General features: G+C 72.2%; 15 protein-coding genes, 2 pseudogenes and 1 riboswitch. Of the genes and pseudogenes, 10 read left to right on the top strand and 7 right to left on the bottom strand.

Features of this window, described 5'->3' with window-relative positions; translation table 11 throughout:
* A complete protein-coding gene (locus tag EDM22_RS01825) occupies positions 1-747 on the top strand; it encodes an HAD family hydrolase (protein WP_122935291.1) in 747 nt (248 codons plus the stop codon).
* Positions 748-907: 160 nt separating this feature from the next.
* Here EDM22_RS01825 and glpK read toward each other — a convergent pair whose 3' ends face one another.
* The 3 genes from glpK to EDM22_RS01810 all read right to left on the bottom strand — a co-directional run bounded on the left by glpK (position 908) and on the right by EDM22_RS01810 (position 5290).
* On the bottom strand, positions 908-2422 hold the full coding sequence (gene glpK, locus EDM22_RS01820; RefSeq protein WP_122935290.1) for a glycerol kinase GlpK: 1515 nt from the start codon (positions 2420-2422) through the stop codon (positions 908-910).
* A 91-nt stretch (positions 2423-2513) separates the two neighbouring features.
* A complete protein-coding gene (locus EDM22_RS01815) occupies positions 2514-3272 on the bottom strand; it encodes an MIP/aquaporin family protein (RefSeq protein WP_122935289.1) in 759 nt (252 codons plus the stop codon).
* 251 nt (positions 3273-3523) lie between these two features.
* Positions 3524-5290 (bottom strand): glycerol-3-phosphate dehydrogenase/oxidase, encoded by a 1767-nt coding sequence (locus EDM22_RS01810; RefSeq protein ID WP_122935288.1) that lies wholly within the window; start codon positions 5288-5290, stop codon positions 3524-3526.
* Positions 5291-5412: 122 nt separating this feature from the next.
* On the opposite strand from EDM22_RS01810, the gene EDM22_RS01805 reads away from it, so the two are divergent.
* The 7 genes and pseudogenes from EDM22_RS01805 to EDM22_RS01780 all read left to right on the top strand — a co-directional run bounded on the left by EDM22_RS01805 (position 5413) and on the right by EDM22_RS01780 (position 11988).
* Positions 5413-6444 (top strand): sugar-binding transcriptional regulator, encoded by a 1032-nt coding sequence (locus tag EDM22_RS01805; protein WP_122935287.1) that lies wholly within the window; start codon positions 5413-5415, stop codon positions 6442-6444.
* A 95-nt stretch (positions 6445-6539) separates the two neighbouring features.
* A riboswitch (FMN riboswitch) is annotated at positions 6540-6684 on the top strand.
* Positions 6685-6792: 108 nt separating this feature from the next.
* A pseudogene (ribD, locus tag EDM22_RS19935) lies at positions 6793-7260 on the top strand (bifunctional diaminohydroxyphosphoribosylaminopyrimidine deaminase/5-amino-6-(5-phosphoribosylamino)uracil reductase RibD); the annotation flags it as partial.
* 1 nt (position 7261) lies between these two features.
* Positions 7262-7972, top strand: a pseudogene (speB, locus tag EDM22_RS19930) (agmatinase); the annotation flags it as partial.
* A gap of 40 nt (positions 7973-8012) precedes the next feature.
* Complete coding sequence (locus EDM22_RS01795; RefSeq protein ID WP_122935286.1) at positions 8013-8441, top strand: YybH family protein; 429 nt, start codon at positions 8013-8015, stop codon at positions 8439-8441.
* A 58-nt stretch (positions 8442-8499) separates the two neighbouring features.
* The gene (locus EDM22_RS01790; RefSeq protein WP_122935285.1) at positions 8500-9888 is read left to right on the top strand and encodes a purine-cytosine permease family protein; all 1389 of its coding nucleotides are present in this window, start codon (positions 8500-8502) and stop codon (positions 9886-9888) included.
* Complete coding sequence (locus EDM22_RS01785; RefSeq protein ID WP_122935284.1) at positions 9881-10522, top strand: cyclase family protein; 642 nt, start codon at positions 9881-9883, stop codon at positions 10520-10522. The genes EDM22_RS01790 and EDM22_RS01785 overlap by 8 nt, the downstream gene beginning before the upstream one ends.
* Before the next feature lie 395 nt (positions 10523-10917).
* On the top strand, positions 10918-11988 hold the full coding sequence (locus EDM22_RS01780; RefSeq protein ID WP_122935283.1) for a PHP domain-containing protein: 1071 nt from the start codon (positions 10918-10920) through the stop codon (positions 11986-11988).
* A 2-nt stretch (positions 11989-11990) separates the two neighbouring features.
* Here EDM22_RS01780 and EDM22_RS01775 read toward each other — a convergent pair whose 3' ends face one another.
* Entirely contained in the window at positions 11991-12848 is an 858-nt protein-coding gene (locus EDM22_RS01775; RefSeq protein ID WP_122935282.1) for an alpha/beta fold hydrolase, read from the bottom strand.
* Positions 12849-12876: 28 nt separating this feature from the next.
* Positions 12877-13818, bottom strand: coding sequence for a cytochrome b/b6 domain-containing protein (locus EDM22_RS01770; protein ID WP_122935281.1), 942 nt, complete (start codon positions 13816-13818; stop codon positions 12877-12879).
* A gap of 223 nt (positions 13819-14041) precedes the next feature.
* Between EDM22_RS01770 and EDM22_RS01765 the strand changes: the two genes are divergently transcribed.
* Positions 14042-14860, top strand: a complete 819-nt coding sequence (locus EDM22_RS01765; RefSeq protein ID WP_245989099.1) for an EI24 domain-containing protein — start codon at positions 14042-14044, stop codon at positions 14858-14860.
* On the opposite strand, the gene EDM22_RS01760 is transcribed toward EDM22_RS01765, so the two are convergent.
* A complete protein-coding gene (locus EDM22_RS01760; RefSeq protein ID WP_245989097.1) occupies positions 14847-15557 on the bottom strand; it encodes an NAD-dependent deacylase in 711 nt (236 codons plus the stop codon). The two genes, EDM22_RS01765 and EDM22_RS01760, sit on opposite strands and share 14 nt — an antisense overlap.
* 34 nt (positions 15558-15591) lie before the next feature.
* On the bottom strand, positions 15592-15786 hold the full coding sequence (locus tag EDM22_RS01755) for a hypothetical protein (protein ID WP_122935280.1): 195 nt from the start codon (positions 15784-15786) through the stop codon (positions 15592-15594).
* Positions 15787-15887: 101 nt separating this feature from the next.
* Here EDM22_RS01755 and EDM22_RS19400 point away from each other — a divergent pair, with 101 nt between their 5' ends.
* Positions 15888-16025 (top strand): hypothetical protein, encoded by a 138-nt coding sequence (locus EDM22_RS19400; protein WP_170963971.1) that lies wholly within the window; start codon positions 15888-15890, stop codon positions 16023-16025.
* Positions 16026-16196: the final 171 nt, after the last annotated feature.

Raw genomic sequence — 16196 nt, 5'->3', positions numbered from 1 at the left:
GTGACCGCACCGCCCGTCGTGCTCTTCGACCTCGACGACACGATCATGGCCCACCGGGAGGCGGTCGAGGCCGGCATCCTGCTGCACATGCGGCGGCGCGGCTACCGGGGCGACGTCGCCACGGCGCAACGCCACTGGTACGAGCTCGAGGAGCGGCACTACCACGAGTACCTCGCCGGGCTGCTGAGCTTCGAGGGGCAGCGCCGAACGCGTGCCGCGGCGTTCGCGGGGGCGTTCGGCGAGACGCTCGACGATGCCGAGGCGAGCGCCTGGTTCGCCGAGTACTTCGAGGGCTACCGAGCGTCGTGGAGCATGCACGACGACGCGCTGCCCGTGCTCGAGCGCCTCACCGAGGCGGTCCCCGGCGTGCGGCTGGGCATCATCACGAACGGCGAGCTCGACTACCAGCAGTCCAAGCTCGCGCGTCTGGGCCTCGACGGGCGCTTCGAGCACGTCGTCGCGTCGGGATCGGTGGGGGCCACGAAGCCCGACGCCGCCATCTTCGAGGCGGCGCTCGCGCGCTTCGACGACACTCCTCCGGAGCAGGCCGTGTACGTGGGCGACCGGCTCCGCACCGACGCGATCGGCGCCGCGCAGGCGGGGCTCCTCGGCGTGTGGCTCAACCGGCGCGGCGAGCGAGCCGAGGCCGGCGAGTCCGACGAGGCGCGCGCGCTCGGCGTCCGGGAGATCCGCGGCCTCGACGAGCTCGTGCCGATCGCGACCGAGCGGCTCCGCGGCATCCGCTGACGGCCGACGGCGGACGGCGGGCGTTCACCTGCACGTCTGCTGGCGGCCGACCGATCGGCCGCACGGCGCATCCGCGTGCCCGGATACGGAGACGGGCCGGGCCGGGTGCACCCCCATGCACCCGGCCCGTCCCGTTCACGCCGGCATCACGCCGACGGGCTCACAGCACGTCGTCGTCGACCCAGTCGAGGGTCTTCGTGACGGCCTTCTTCCAGTTGCGCACGAGGCGCGCCTGCTCGGCGTCGTCCATCGACGGCGTCCACCGGCGGTCCTCCTGCCAGTTCTTCGCAAGGTCGTCGAGGTCGGCCCAGAAGCCGACCGCGAGGCCCGCGGCGTAGGCAGCGCCCAGCGCCGTGGTCTCCGCGACGACCGGGCGCACGACCGGCACGCCGAGGATGTCGGCCTGGAACTGGAGGAGCGTGTCGTTGGCGGTGGCACCGCCGTCGACGCGCAGCTCGGTGAGGTCGATCCCCGCGTCGGCGTTCACCGCCTCGACGACGTCGCGAGTCTGGAACGCGATCGCCTCGAGGGCCGCGCGCGCGATGTGCCCCTTGTTCACGTAGCGGGTGAGGCCCACGAGCGCGCCGCGGGCGTCGGGGCGCCAGTACGGCGCGAAGAGCCCCGAGAACGCCGGCACGAAGTACGCGCCGCCGTTGTCGTCGACGCTCTTCGCGAGGGTCTCGACCTCGGCGGCCGAGGAGATGATGCCGAGGTTGTCGCGGAGCCACTGGATGAGCGACCCGGTCACGGCGATCGATCCCTCGAGCGCGTAGTGCACGGGCTGGTCGCCGAGCTTGTACCCGACGGTCGTGAGCAGGCCGTTCTTGGAGTGCACGATCTCCTCACCCGTGTTGAAGATGAGGAAGTTGCCCGTGCCGTACGTGTTCTTCGCCTCGCCCGCCTCGAAGGCCGCCTGGCCGAAGGTCGCGGCCTGCTGGTCGCCCAGGATGCCGGCGATCGGGGTCTCGCGGAGCAGCGAGTGCTCGTTCGCCACACCGTAGACCTCCGACGAGGAGCGGATCTCGGGGAGCATCGAGCGCGGCACGCCGAACGCGGCGAGGATCTCGTCGTCCCACTGGAGGGTCTCGAGGTCCATGAACATGGTGCGCGAGGCGTTCGTGACATCCGTCGCGTGCACGCCGCCGTCGACGCCGCCGGTGAGGTTCCAGAGCACCCACGTGTCGGTCGTGCCGAAGAGCAGGTCGCCGGCCTCGGCCTTCTCGCGTGCGCCGGGCACGTTCTCGAGGATCCAGACGATCTTGGTGCCCGAGAAGTAGGTGGCGAGCGGGAGCCCGACCTGCTGCTTGAACCGCTCGACGCCGCCGTCGGCCGCGAGCCGGTCGACGATCGACTGGGTGCGGGTGTCCTGCCACACGATCGCGTTGTAGACGGGCTCGCCGGTCGTGCGGTCCCAGACCACGGCGGTCTCGCGCTGGTTGGTGATGCCCACCGCGGCGATGTCGTGCCGGGTGAGGTTCGCCTTGCCGAGGGCCTGGCCGATCACCTCGCCCGTGTTGCGCCAGATCTCCTTCGGGTCGTGCTCGACCCAGCCGGCCTTGGGGAAGATCTGCTCGTGCTCGAGCTGCCCGGTCGAGACGATCGAGCCCCTCTTGTCGAAGACGATCGCGCGCGACGAGGTCGTGCCCTGGTCGATCGCGAGGATGTAGTCAGCCATCTGAGAACTCCGTTGCTGTCAGTTGCGTGAATGGGTCGGGTGTTGCGGTGAGGTGGTGTGGTGTCGTGCTGGGTGTGCGGATGCCGCGGGCTCAGCCGAGCAGCGGCAGCAGCGGGATCGCCGCCCAGCCGGCGAGCAGGCCGCCGATGATCGGGCCGACGACGGGGACCCACGAGTAGCTCCAGTCGCTCGCGCCCTTGCCCTTGATGGGCAGCAGCGCGTGCGCGATGCGCGGACCGAGGTCGCGCGCCGGGTTGATCGCGTAGCCGGTCGGGCCACCCAGGGAGGCGCCGATGCCGATCACGAGCAGGGCCACGGGCAGGGCGCCGAGCGCGGCCAGGCCGGACGCGTCGCCGTTGCGGCCGAAGCCGATCACCACGAAGACGAGCACGAACGTGGCGATGATCTCGGTGACGAGGTTCCACGCGTACGAGCGGATCGCCGGGCCGGTCGAGAACACCGCGAGCTTCGTGCTCGGCTCGGCTTCACGGTCGAAGTGCTGCTTGTAGGCGAGCCACGTGAAGACCGCGCCGAGGAACGCGCCGAGCATCTGCGCGCCGATGTACGTGAGCACGCTCAGCGCGTTCACGGGGACCCCCTGCCCGAACTCGGTCGCGCCGTTGGCGACGAGACCGAGGGTGACGGCCGGGTTGAGGTGCGCACCCGAGGCGTAGGCGACGATGACGCCGGCGAAGACCGCGAAGCCCCAGCCGAAGTTCACCATGAGGAAGCCGCCGTTGAAGCCCTTCGTCTTCGCGAGCGCGACGTTGGCGACGACGCCGCAGCCGAGGAGCACGAGCATCGCCGTGCCCACGAGTTCCGAGAGGAAATCGATTCCGAGATTGTCCACATTGACCTTCTTTCACTTGGGTTGCAGGACGGCCGAGGCGACTCGTCCACGAGGCTCGGGCCTGTCGGCCCCGATGAAACGTACCGGGCGATTCGGCCGATCAGACGTCGATCGGCGTGCACATCCGTGCAGATTCCCCATGCGGGTCGAGGATCGCCGTCGGGTCGACCGAAGCGTGTCGAGAGCCGATGCGCAGCGGTCTCGATACGCGTGCGGCTCCGCCGCGCGCTCCTCCACCCAGCGGGTCCTCGTCAGTCGACCGGCACGGCGACGGCAGGCTCGCCGAGCACGACGCCGTGGCGCTCGGCGAGCACCGCGCGCGTGGCCTCGACCTCGGCGCGGCGGGTCGCGGCGCTCCAGCGCAGCTCGTCGCCGACGACCTCGGCGAGCTCGTCGAGCAGCGGAGCCGTGACCGTGCCCGTGAACGCCAGGCTCGTGCGCCGGAAGACGACGTCGGCGAGGTGCACGACGTGCTCGGTGCGGGCGATCCAGGCGATCTCGCCGCGCGTGTAGCCGTCGTGGCCCGCGAGGGCGGTGTCCTCCTCGCCGTCGATCTCGGCGAGGAGCGCCTCCGCGCGCGTGCCGTAGCGCTCGAGGAGCACCTCCGCGCGCTCCCGGCCGACCTCGTCGCCGTGGCCCACGATCCACACCCGGCGGGCGTCGTCGGTGGTCGGGTAGCCCGCGCCGCCGCCGATGGGGAGCCCCCACGTCGAGCGGGTCCGGGCGCGCCCGAGGATCCCGAGCACCTCGTCGGAGAGGTGCTCGGCGAGGGCGCGGAAGGTGGTCCACTTGCCGCCGACGAGGCTGAGCAGCGTCGTTCCCGGGCGCTCCGCGACATCCGCCCGCTCGATGCGGTAGTCGCGGCTCACGAAGCCGGGCTGCGTGTCGTCGTGGCGCGGCAGCGGCCGCACCCCCGAGAAGCGGTAGACGATCTGCGAACGGTCGACCCGGATGGCTGGGAAAACGTGCGCGATGAGGTCGAAGAAGTAGTCGACCTCCTCCTCGGTGCAGACGGCGGGCTCGCGCATGTCGTGCTCGAGGTCGGTCGTGCCGACCATGACGCGGCCCTTGAGCGGGTAGATGAGCACGATGCGGCCGTCCTCGTGCTCGAAGAAGATCTCGCGTCCGCCGGTCGCGGCGAGCAGCTCGGGGTGGTCGAGCACGATGTGCGAGCCCTTGGTGCCGCCCATGTATCCGGAGGGCCGGCCGAGCTGCTCGTTGGTGAGGTCGGTCCAGGGGCCCGAGGTGTTCACGACGACATCGGCGGCGAGGTCGAACTCGTCGCCCGTGACGGCGTCGCGCACCCGCACGCCGCGCGCGCCGAGCCCGACTGCCTCGAGGTAGTTCACTGCGCGCGCGTGCGTGCCCGCGGCCAGGCCGTCGGCGAGCACGTCGAGGGCGAGGCGCTCGGGGTCGTGCATGCTCGCGTCGTAGTAGGTCGCGGTGTACTTGACGCCGGGGTTGAGCGCGGGCAGCTCGGCGAGCGACTGCTTCGCTCCGAGGAACCGGTGACGCGGCACCGAGCCGCCGTCGCGCGAGAACGCGTCGTAGATCGTGAGGCCGGTCTTGATGAGCGCCGCACCGCGCTCGGTGGGCTTGCCCTGCCGGTGGGTGAGGAAGCGCAGCGGCGCCGAGAGGATGCCCGCGAAGGTCGAGTAGATCGGCACGGTCGTCTGCAGCGGCTTCACGTAGTGCGGCGCGATGCGGATGAGCGCGTTGCGCTCGCGCACCGACTCGCGCACGAGACGGAACTCGCCGTTCTCGAGGTACCTGATGCCGCCGTGGATCATGTGCGACGAGGCCGACGACGCCCCCGAGACGAAGTCGTCGCGCTCGACGAGCACGACGTCGACGCCCTGCAGGGCGAGGTCGCGGAAGGTCGCGATCCCGTTGATGCCGCCGCCGATGATGACGACGGATGCCTCGGGGCGGGCGCGCAGCGCGGCCACCTCGGCGCGGGTTCCGGGGCGGGCGGATGCGTTGCGGGAGTTCGTCTGCGTCGACGTGGTGGGCGACATCGCTGTCCTTTCGAGCTGGAGCACGGCGGGCTTGCATGTCCGGGCCGGCTGTGGATGAATACATCGTGCGGGCGAGCGAACATGCTTTCAAGCCGCGTGAACAAACGTGCAAGGGGTGCGAGATGGTTGGAATCGGGATCGACGGGGCGGGGCGCGAGGGCGATACGCCCTCCGGGAAGACGCGTGACGCGCTCCGCGCGGCCCACCTCTACTACCTGCAGGACCTCACGATGGACGCCATCGCGAAGGAACTGCACACGTCGAGATCCTCCGTCTCTCGCCTGTTGAGCCACGCCCGCGCCACGGGGCTCGTCGAGATCTCGATCCACTCCCCGCTCGACCTGCCGAGCCGGCTCGAGCAGGAGATCCTCGCGCGACACGAGGTCTCGGCGCACGTCGTGCCCGTTCCCGACCACGCGAGCGACGTCGACCGGCTCGAGCGCGTGGCCCTCTCGGCTGCACGGATTCTCAGCCGGTTCATCGACTCGAACCAGACGATCGGCGTCGCGTGGGGGTCCACCATGAGCGCCATGAGCCGCCACCTCGCCCCGAAGGCGACGCACAACTCCGAGATCGTGCAGCTGAACGGCGCCGGCAACCTGCGCACCACCGGCATCCTCTACGCGAGCGAACTGCTGCGCCGCTTCGGCGACGCCTTCGGCGCACGCGTGCAGCAGTTCCCCGTGCCCGCCTTCTTCGACGACCCCGCCACCAAGGAGGCGTTCTGGCGCGAGCGCAGCACCCGGCGCCTGCTCGACCTGCAGGCGGCCATGGACGTCGCGATCTTCGGCGTCGGCTCGCCGTTCGCCGAGGTGCCGAGCCACGTCTACCAGGGCGGCTACCTCGAGCGCGCCGACTTCGAGGCGCTCAGCCGCGAAGGCGCGGTCGGCGACGTCGCGACGGTGTTCTACCGTGCCGACGGTTCGACCGACGGCATCACCCTGAACACGCGCGCGACCGGCCCCGACTTCGCGGTGCTCCGTCGGGCGCCGCGGCGCATCTGCGTCGTGTCGGGACGCGCGAAGCTGCCGAGCCTGCGCGGCGCGCTCGCCGCGGGGCTCATCACCGACCTCATCGTCGACGAGGGCACGGCGCGCGCCCTCGTCGAGACCTCCGCCGGCGCGCCCGCCGCGACATCCGCGGACCCGGCCTGACCGCGTCGCGCCGGCCCGCGGTCTCGCCGGCAGGTGACGGCATGCGACCGGGGAATACGCCCGCGCATCCTGCGTTGACCTAGAATCGACACGAGAAACGTGCTCCGGGGTCGGTGTAATTCCGAACCGGCGGTGACAGTCCGCGAGCCGGGAGCGTGTGGCCATCGGCCATTCGCGAACGGTTGAACCGGTGGAATTCCGGTACCGACGGTGAAAGTCCGGATGGGAGGCGGCACGTGTCGGCTGCGCTGTGCGCTGCCGACGATTCCGGCCATGCCGGAGCCCCCGGAGCCTGAGAGGCAGGCACCGATGACCACGGCGGCACGCACGGCGACGGATGCCGCGGCGATGCGCCGGGCGTTCGAGCTCGCCGCGCGGGGGCCCGCGCGGGGCGTGAACCCCCGGGTCGGCTGCGTCATCCTCTCGCCCGGCGGCGAGACGCTCGCCGAGGGCTGGCACCGCGGTGCCGGCACGGCCCACGCCGAGGTCGACGCGCTCTCGAAGCTCGCACCGGGCGCCGCGCAGGGCGCCACCGCGATCGTCACCCTCGAGCCCTGCAACCACACGGGACGCACCGGTCCCTGCGCCGTCGCGCTCATCGACGCGGGCGTCGCCCGGGTCGTCTACTCCGTGGCTGACCCCGACCCGCACGCCGCGGGAGGCGCGGCGACGCTGCGCGACGCGGGCGTCGACGTCGAAGGCGGGCTCCTCGCCGCCGAGGGCGAGTCCTTCCTCGACGACTGGCTGTTCGCCGCGCGGCACCGCCGCCCGCGCATCACCGTCAAGTGGGCGTCGAGCCTCGACGGGCGCGCCGCAGGATGCCGGCGACATCGTCGCCAACCCCTTCGACATCGCCGAGGCCGTGCGACAGGTCGAGGCCGGCGCCAGGGCGCTCGCCGAGCACGCCGACCGGCTGGTCGTCATCGGCGGCGACCACACGATCGCCCTGCCGCTGCTGCGCGCCGTGCACGCGAAGCGCGGTCCGGTCGCGGTGCTGCACTTCGACGCGCACCTCGACACGTGGGACACCTACTTCGGCGCGCCCACGACGCATGGCACGCCGTTCCGTCGCGCGTCGGAGGAGGGCCTCATCGACCTCACCGCGAGCATGCACGTCGGCATCCGCGGCCCGCTCTACGCCAAGAGCGACCTCGAGGACGACGAGCGCCTCGGCTTCTCGATCATCACGAGCGAGTACCTCGAGGAGCACGGCCTCGCCGCGGCGATCGACCGCATGCGTGCCCGCATCGGCGACGCGCCCCTCTACATCTCGATCGACATCGACGTGCTCGACCCCGCGCACGCCCCCGGCACCGGCACCCCCGAGGCGGGCGGCCTCACGAGCCGCGAACTGCTGCGGATGCTGCGCGCCCTCGCCGACCGCGACATCGTCGGCGCCGACATCGTCGAGGTCGCCCCCGCCTACGACCACGCGCAGCTCACCGCCGTGGCCGCGAGCCACGTCGCGTACGAGCTGCTGAGCGCGATGGCGCCGCGCGCGGAGCGCGACTCCACGACCGCCCCATGACCCCACCCCAGCGCAGACCCGAGGCGAAGGAGCCGACCCGATGACCACCCAGACCGAACCGAGCCGCGACGAGGTGCTGGCCGCGGCATCCGAGATCGTCGACGCCTTCGCCGCGACCGACGGCGACCGGTACTTCGCGACGTTCGCGCCCGACGCGACCTTCGTGTTCCACACCGAGCCCGAGCGCCTCGCCGACCGCGCGGCCTACGAGCGCCTCTGGGCCGGATGGGTCGCCGACGGCTGGCGCGTCGTGTCGTGCACGTCGACCGACCGGCTCGTGCAGCCGTTCCCCGGCGGCGCGGTCTTCACCCACTCCGTCGAGACCACCGCCGAGACCGGCGACGGCCCCGAGACCTACCGCGAGCGCGAGACCATCGTCTTCCGCGTCGACCCGGCGACGGATGCCGCGGGCCCGCGCCTCGTCGCCGTGCACGAGCACCTCTCCCCCCTGCCCGGCACCGCGGCCTGATCCACCCATCCGCCTCCCCGTTCCCATCCCCCACCCCGAATCCCAGGAGAACCCAGCAATGTCGCTCTACTCCCGTCTCGAGCACTACCTCGAGGAACACTCCGACGACGCCGGCCCCGTGCGCGGCACCCTCTCGCTGCCGCGCATCGGCATGATCTGGCTCGCCGCGAACCTCGTCGTCACGACGCTGCTCACCGGCACGCTCTTCGTGCCCGGCGTCGACTACGGCCTCGTGGTCGTGCTCATCATCGTCGGCACGATCGTCGGCGCCGCCGTGCTCGTGACCGTCGGCAACATCGGCACCCGCACGGGGCTGCCGACGATGGCGCTCACCCGCGGGCCGTTCGGCACGCGCGGCAGCCTGCTCCCGGTCGCGGCCAACGTCGTCATCCTCATGGGCTGGAGCTGGGTCCAGGCGATGCTCGCCGGCATCGCGCTCGACTTCCTCGTCTCGTCGGTCACCGGGTTCTCGAGCCCCGTGCTGTTCGCGGTGCTCTGCCAGACCCTCGTCGTGATCCTCGCCATCTTCGGCCACACGGGCATCGCCCGGGTCGAGCCGTGGCTCGCGGTGCTCATCCTCGGCATCGTCGCCTACATCTTCGTCGTCGCGTTCACGACCTACGCGCCCGCCGAGTTCGCCGCCATCCCCGCCGACCCGTCGCTGGGCTACTCGCCCATCCTCGTGCTCGACGTGGTCATCGCGACCGCCATCTCGTGGACGGTGCTCTCGGCGGACTTCAACCGCTTCGCGAAGTCGAGCCGTGCGGGCATCATCGGCTCCGGCATCGGCTACACGCTCTCGACGGTCGTCTCGATGACGGTCGGCGCCACCGCGATCGGCTACGTCGTGCTCTCGGGCGGCGAGGCGATCCCGTTCGACCCGGTGACGATCGTCACGCCCTTCGGCGCTCCGCTCGCGATCGTCATCTTCCTGTCGGTGATGGCGACGAACACGATGGTCGTCTACGGCATGGTCACCTCGATCGTGAACGCGCAGCCGGGGCGGCACGTGAAGTTCCTGCCGACCGCGCTCATCGTCGGCGTGATCTCGATCATCGGCTCGACGTGGTTCGGCCTGCTCGGCCAGTTCACGACGTTCCTCGTCACGATCGGCGCCCTCTTCGCGCCCGTGTTCGCGATCATGATCGCCGACTACTACATCGTGAAGCGGGGCGCGTACACCGCCGACATCCTGAAGGCGCGCGACGGCCGCTACTGGTACCTCGCGGGCGTCAACTGGGCCGCGATCGCGGTGTGGCTCGTCGGCGCCGTCGCCGCCTACCTCTTCACCTGGGTGTGGCCGACGCCGATCGGCGCCACCATCCCGGCGTTCGTGCTGACCTTCGTGCTCTACCTGCTCGTCTCGCTTTCGGAGCGCTCGACGACGCCGGTGGCCTCGAGCGAGCACCTCTCGGATGCCACGCCGGAGCCGGTCGCGCATGCGTGACCTCAGCCACCCCATCCGCTCGGGCATGCAGGTGTACCCGGGCGACCCGGCGGTCGACCTCGAGCCGGCCCTGGAGCTCGACCGCGACGGCGCCGCCGTCACGACGCTGCACCTCGGATCGCACTCGGGCACCCACGTGGACGCACCCGCCCACACGGTGGCCGGCGGCCGTACGATGGACGCGGTCGCCCTCGACGAGCTCGTGGGCGACGCGCTCGTGCTGCACGTGCCGGGGCTCGCCGACCACGCGACGATCGGCGTCGACGACCTCGGCGAGCTGCCCGGGCGGGTGCCGTCGATCGTCGTGGTCGACACGGGCTGGGCCGTGCACTTCGGCACCGAGCGGGCGCTGCGGCATCCGGCCCTGGGCGTCGAGGCCGCGCGGCTGCTCGTCGAGCGCGGCATGCACGTGCTCGGCGTCGACACGCTGAGCCCCGACCCCACGGATGCCGCGGGCACGACCGACTTCCCCGTGCACGAGGTCGTGCTCGGCGGCGACGGTCTCATCGTCGAGAACCTCGCGGGACTCGACGCGCTGCCCGCACGGGTGCGCCTCGGGATCTTCCCGCTGCGCCTCGCGGGCGACGGGGCGCCGGTGCGCGCGGTCGCGTTCGACCTCCCGCCGGTCGAGTAGGGCGAAGCCCGTCGCCGGTCGAGTAGGGCGCAGCCCGTCGCCGGTCGAGTAGGGCGAAGCCCGTATCGAGACCCCGCCGCTCTCCCCCGGCAGGGGTCTCGATACGTCGCTACGCTCCTACTCGACCGGCGAACGGGTCTCGATACGTCACTGCGCTCCTACTCGACCGGCGAACGGCTCTCGATACGTCACTGCGCTCCTACTCGACCGGCGAACGCGTCTCGATACGTCGCTGCGCTCCTACTCGACCGGCGAACGGGTCTCGATACGTCGCTGCGCTCCTACTCGACCGGCGAACGGGTCTCGATACGTCGCTGCGCTCCTACTCGACCGGCGGGTGCACTCGACCGGCGGGTGCCCTCGACCGGCGGGGTGGCGCGCGGCAGACTGGGGCGATGGATCCGGTGGAGGCGCTCGAGGAGATCGCGCTGCTGCTCGAACGAGAGCTCGCGTCGCCGTTCAAGGCGAAGGCGTTCCGCAAGGCCGCCGCCGCGATCGAGGGCGTGCCGGTCGACGAGCTGCGCTCCCGGGCGGCCGACGGGCGCTTGAAGCGCACGCCCGGCATCGGCGACTCGAGCTACACCGTGATCGCCGAGGCGCTCGCGGGCGAGGTGCCCGCCTACCTCGCCGACCTGCGGCAGCGGGTCGGGGCGGATGCCGCGCCCACGGGCCTGCGGGCGCAGCTCCGCGGCGACCTGCACGCGCACAGCGACTGGTCGGACGGCACGACGAGCATCGCCGCGATGGCGCGCGCCGCGGCATCCGCCGGGCTCGAGTACTTCGCCCTGACCGACCACTCGCCGAGCCTGCGGGTGGCGAACGGGCTCTCGCCCGAGCGCCTCGAGTCGCAGGTCGAGATCGTGGCGGCGCTCAACGCGGGCCATGGCGAGGGCGACGCGGATGACGACGCGGTGGATGCCGCTGCGGCCGGCGCGGGCCTCGGCGTGCGGATCCTCACGGGCATCGAGGTCGACATCCTCGCCGACGGCGTGCTCGACCAGCGCGCCGACCTGCTCGACCGGCTCGACATCGTGGTCGCGAGCGTGCACTCCAAGCTGCGCCTGCCCGCCGCCGAGATGACCCCGCGGATGCTGCGCGCCATCGCCGACCCGCGCACGAACGTGCTCGGCCACTGCACCGGTCGGCTCGTGCAGGGCTCACGGGGCACGCGGCCGCAGTCGGAGTTCGACGCCCGAGCCGTGTTCGCCGCGTGCGCGGAGCACGACGTCGCGGTCGAGATCAACTCGCGACCCGAGCGGCAGGATCCGCCCGACGAGCTCATCGCGCTCGCACTCGAGGCGGGGTGCTGCTTCTCGATCGACACCGACAGCCACGCGCCGGGCCACTTCGGCTTCCTGGCGCTCGGTGCCGCTCGCGCCGAGGCCGCGGGCATCCCGCCGGAGCGCATCGTCACGACGTGGGCCGCCGACCGACTGCTGGAGTGGGCGGGCGCGAAGAAGCGCTGAGCTCAGGAACGAGCCGGCGCGGCGGCCTCGAGCAGCCAGTCCAGCGCGTCGGGCACGACGTCGAGCACCGAGACGTGCCCGTCGTCGAGGCGCGCCCAGAGCTTCGCGCCGGGGATGCGGCCGAGCAGCCACGACGCGTGCCGCCGAGGGATCATGCGGTCGAGCTCGCCGTGCACGAGGAGCGTGGGCGCCGCGACATCCGACACCTCGAAGCCCCACGGCGACGCCAACGCGACGTCGTCGTCGATGAGGCCGTCCGGCCCGAATGCGTCGGAAGCCTGCACGTCGGCGAGCACGGCCGACCACCGCCCCTCGAGGGCCGCCCAGTCGGTCGGCACGAAGACCTCGGGGTCGAACTCCTCCTCGTCGGCGAACGCGGCACGAGCAGCGCGACCCTTGCGAGCCGCCCGCAGCGCGCCGGGCGATCGCATGCCGTCGAACCAGTCGAACGCGTCGGTGTACGGCGCGGGCGAGGCGAGCGTGACGACGCCCGTGACCCGTTCCGGCACGAGTGCCGCGCAGGCGAGGGCGTGCGGCCCACCGCCCGACGTGCCGATGACCGCGAACCGGTCGATGCCGAGCGCGTCGGCCACCGCCACGACGTCGGCGGCGGCCGACGTCACCGAACGCCCGGGCTGCGGGGTCGACCCTCCGTAGCTCGGGCGGGCATACGAGACCAAGCGGATGCCGCGCGCCGCCGCCGCGCCGAGCAGCGGCTCGTACAGCGCGCCCGTGTGCGGCGACCCGTGGTGCCACACGACCGTGAGGGGTGCCACCGCACGCGGGCCGCCGGCCTCGCCGGTGTCGGCGGCGCGCACGCGTCGTCCGTCGGGCAGCTCCACGTCCAGTTCCGTGATCACCCGCGCAACGCTAGGGCATCCGCGCGCTTCAGCCCTGCACGCGGCCCGACTTCGCGGCGATGCGCTTGAGCAGCGGCGGCTTCGCGAGCACCCAGGCGACGGCCATCACCGCGACCGAGAGGGCGAACACCGCGAACCCGAGCCAGTCGTCGGCGTCGCGGGCGGTGTACATCTGGTTGAGCTTGGCCAGGGCGCCGGTGGTGAACACGAGCACGACGTGCACGAACGTGAACGCGAGGAAGAACAGCATGACCGGGTAGTGCACGGCGCGGGCGAGCTTCTCGGGGAAGGCGCGCACGAGCGGCCCCTCGAGCGGCCAGATCGACGAGAGGCGCAGCCCGGTGAGGATCGCGAGCGGCGAGGCGATGAACACGACCGTGAAGTACGCCAGCTGCTGCAGCGAGTTGTAGACGACCCACGAGTTCTCGGTGGGCCAGTCGAGCGACGCGTACTGCAGCGCCGCCGAGATCGCGTTGGGCACGACGGCCCAGTCGGTGGGCACGATGCGCAGCCACTGCCCGGTCGCGAAGAGCAGCACGACGTACGTCAGGCCCACCAGCACCCAGAGCGCGTCGAGCCACAGGTGGAACCAGAGGAAGATGCCCATGCGGCGCGGCTTGCCCGCGGTGCGCGGCCAGCGGGTGTTGTCACGCGTCCAGAAGCCCGGGGGACGTCGCTTGCTGCGCAGCTCGAACCCGGTGCGCACGATGAGCAGCAGGAAGAAGGCGTTGAGGAAGTGCTGCCAGCCGAGCCACGCCGGAATGCCGACGGGCGTGCCCTCGGGCGGCGGCACGATCCCGGGGTACGCCTCGATGAAGGCCTCCACGGCGGGCAGTCCCCGCAGCAGCCGGGCGACGACCACCGCGATCGCGAGCGCCACGACGGCGATCGCGACACCCCCGAGCACCCGCCTGCGCTGCGCCTTCCACCACTCGGCGGCGCGAGCGGACTTCGTCGAGGTCACGGTCATCTCGGGTGGCGGTTCCTTCTGGGGCGAGTGGCGCGGCGCGGGCGGCCATGCGCGCGAGGGCGTGCGGGCCGCCGCTGCGGCGAAGATCGGATGCCACGACGATAGCGCCGCCCGCTGGGAGCGCGCAGCCGGTGCGCAACAACCCGCCACAGAAACGTCCTCGCGCTCGCTCGCGCGCGGCCACGGCTCGGACACGTCGCACGCCCCGTCTAGGCTGGCACGCGTGGTGCGCGGCTTCGTCTCGGGTGTGCGGATGCTCCTGCGGGGGTTCGGCTACTGGCGCCGCGACCCCGGCGTGATGCTGCTCGGGCTCGTTCCCGCGGTGCTCGTGTTCGCGGGCATCGTGGCCGCGCTCGTCGCGCTCGGATTCGGCCTGCCGGCGCTCGTCGACTGGGCGACGCCGTTCGCCGACGACTGGCAGGCCGGCTGGCGCACGGCGTTCCGCATCACCGTCGGCGCGATCACCTTCACCGCGGCCGGACTGCTCGCGGCCGTGACCTTCACGGCCGTCACGCTCGCCGTGGGCGATCCCTTCTACGAGCGCATCTGGCGCTCGGTCGAGCTCGACCTCGGCGGCGACGTGCCCGCTGAGGGCGCGGGGTTCTGGCGTGCGGTCGTCGACTCGCTCGGGCTCATCGGGCTCGGCCTCGTCGCGGCGATCGTCGTCGCGCTCGTCGGCTTCATCCCCGTGGTGGGCGCCGTCGCGGCGCCGGTGCTCGGCGTCGTGCTCTCGGGGCGGCTCCTCGCCGCCGAGCTCAGCTCCCGGGCGCTGCAGGCCCGGGGGCTCCCGGCCGACGTGCGGCGCGCGATCCGCCGCGCCCACCGGGGCGAGCTGCTCGGCTTCGGCGTCGCGACGCAGCTGTGCTTCATGATCCCGCTCGGTGCGGTGTTCACGATGCCCGCCGCGGTGGCGGGCTCGACGATGCTCGCGCGATCGGCGCTCGACGCGGTGCAGCCCGCGCCGGCGGTCGGCCCGGTCGGCCCCGCGCCCGCGGCCGGACCTGCAGCCGGCCCTACCGCGACCGACGTCAGCGCGAGCTGAGCAGCTCGTCGACCCACTCGGGCACGAGCACGCTCGCGGGCCCGAGTCGCGTCTCGTCGAAGAACGGCGTGATCTCGCTCTCGGCGAGGTTGAGCTCGGTCGTGCGCGCCCCGAGGGCGGCCGCCGTGAGCACGAACCCCGCGGCCGGGTACACCGCGCCCGAGGTCCCGATCGCCGCGAAATGCGCGCATCCGGCGAGCGCCGCGTCGATCTCGTCGAGCCCGTACGGCACCTCGCCGAACCACACGACGTCGGGGCGCAGCATCCGCTCGCCGCACGCCGTGCACGCCGGCTCGTCGAGGAGGTCGCCGGGGGCGGGCGATCGGTCGCCGCAGGCGGTGCAGCGCGCGAGGCCGAGCTCGCCGTGCATGTGCAGCACGCGCCGCGACCCGGCCCGCTCGTGCAGGTCGTCGATGTTCTGCGTGACCACGAGCAGCTCGTCGCCGAGTTCGGCCTCGAGCCGGGCGAGCGCGTGGTGCGCGGGGTTCGGGGCGACGGATGCCACGGAGCGCCGCCGCGCGTCGTAGAACCGCTGCACGGTCGCCGGGTCGAGCTCGAACGCCTCGGGCGTCGCGACGTCCTCGACGCGATGGCCCTCCCACAGCCCGCCCGCATCGCGGAACGTGGGCACCCCGCTCTCGGCCGAGATGCCCGCGCCCGTGAGCACGACGAGCCGGATGCCGTTCGAGGAGGTCACCCCTCGATTCTCGCGCGCGAGCGTCGCGATCGCGTCAGCGATCGATCGACTTCTGCTCGCCCGACGGTTTCAGGAGCGAACGCAGCACGGAGTACACGACGACGACGACGACCGCCACGATCACGAGCTTCACGATGAACCAGAGCACGCTGAAGACCACGTCGACGAGGACCCAGGCGATGACCACGGCGGCGATCACACCGAGGACGGTCCAGATGGTGCGGCTCATCCTCCGAGGCTAGCCGACCGCGCGCGCCCCACCGGCTCACAGCCGGCGGCGCTAGTCTTGCGACACGGGGCCGTCCAGGCTCCCGAACAGAGGGCGTCACCGTGTCAGACAAGTCACCGAAGAAATCGTCCAGCAAGACCGCAGCCTCCAAGACGCTCAAGGAGAAGCGCGCCGACAAGAAGGCCAAGGTCGCCGGCCGCGCCGGCAACGACGTCACCGACGCCACGCACCGCAAGTAGCAGGCTCCATCGACGAGCGATCCGCTCGAAGGTCGAATCGCGCCGGTCATCCGCCGGCGCGATCGTCATGTCCGGACCCGGGCCGGGGATGCCGCGGGCGACCACGCGCGCGACGCCGAGGGCGAGGAAGTTCGGCGCAGGTGCATCCGATCGGCCCTCTTCGGCGGAAGT

The organism is Agromyces tardus (assembly GCF_003710805.1).
Taxonomy (GTDB): Bacteria; Actinomycetota; Actinomycetes; order Actinomycetales; family Microbacteriaceae; genus Agromyces; species Agromyces tardus.
The sequence above is the reverse complement of the archived record's forward strand: the minus strand, read 5'-3'. Positions and strand labels throughout refer to the sequence as shown.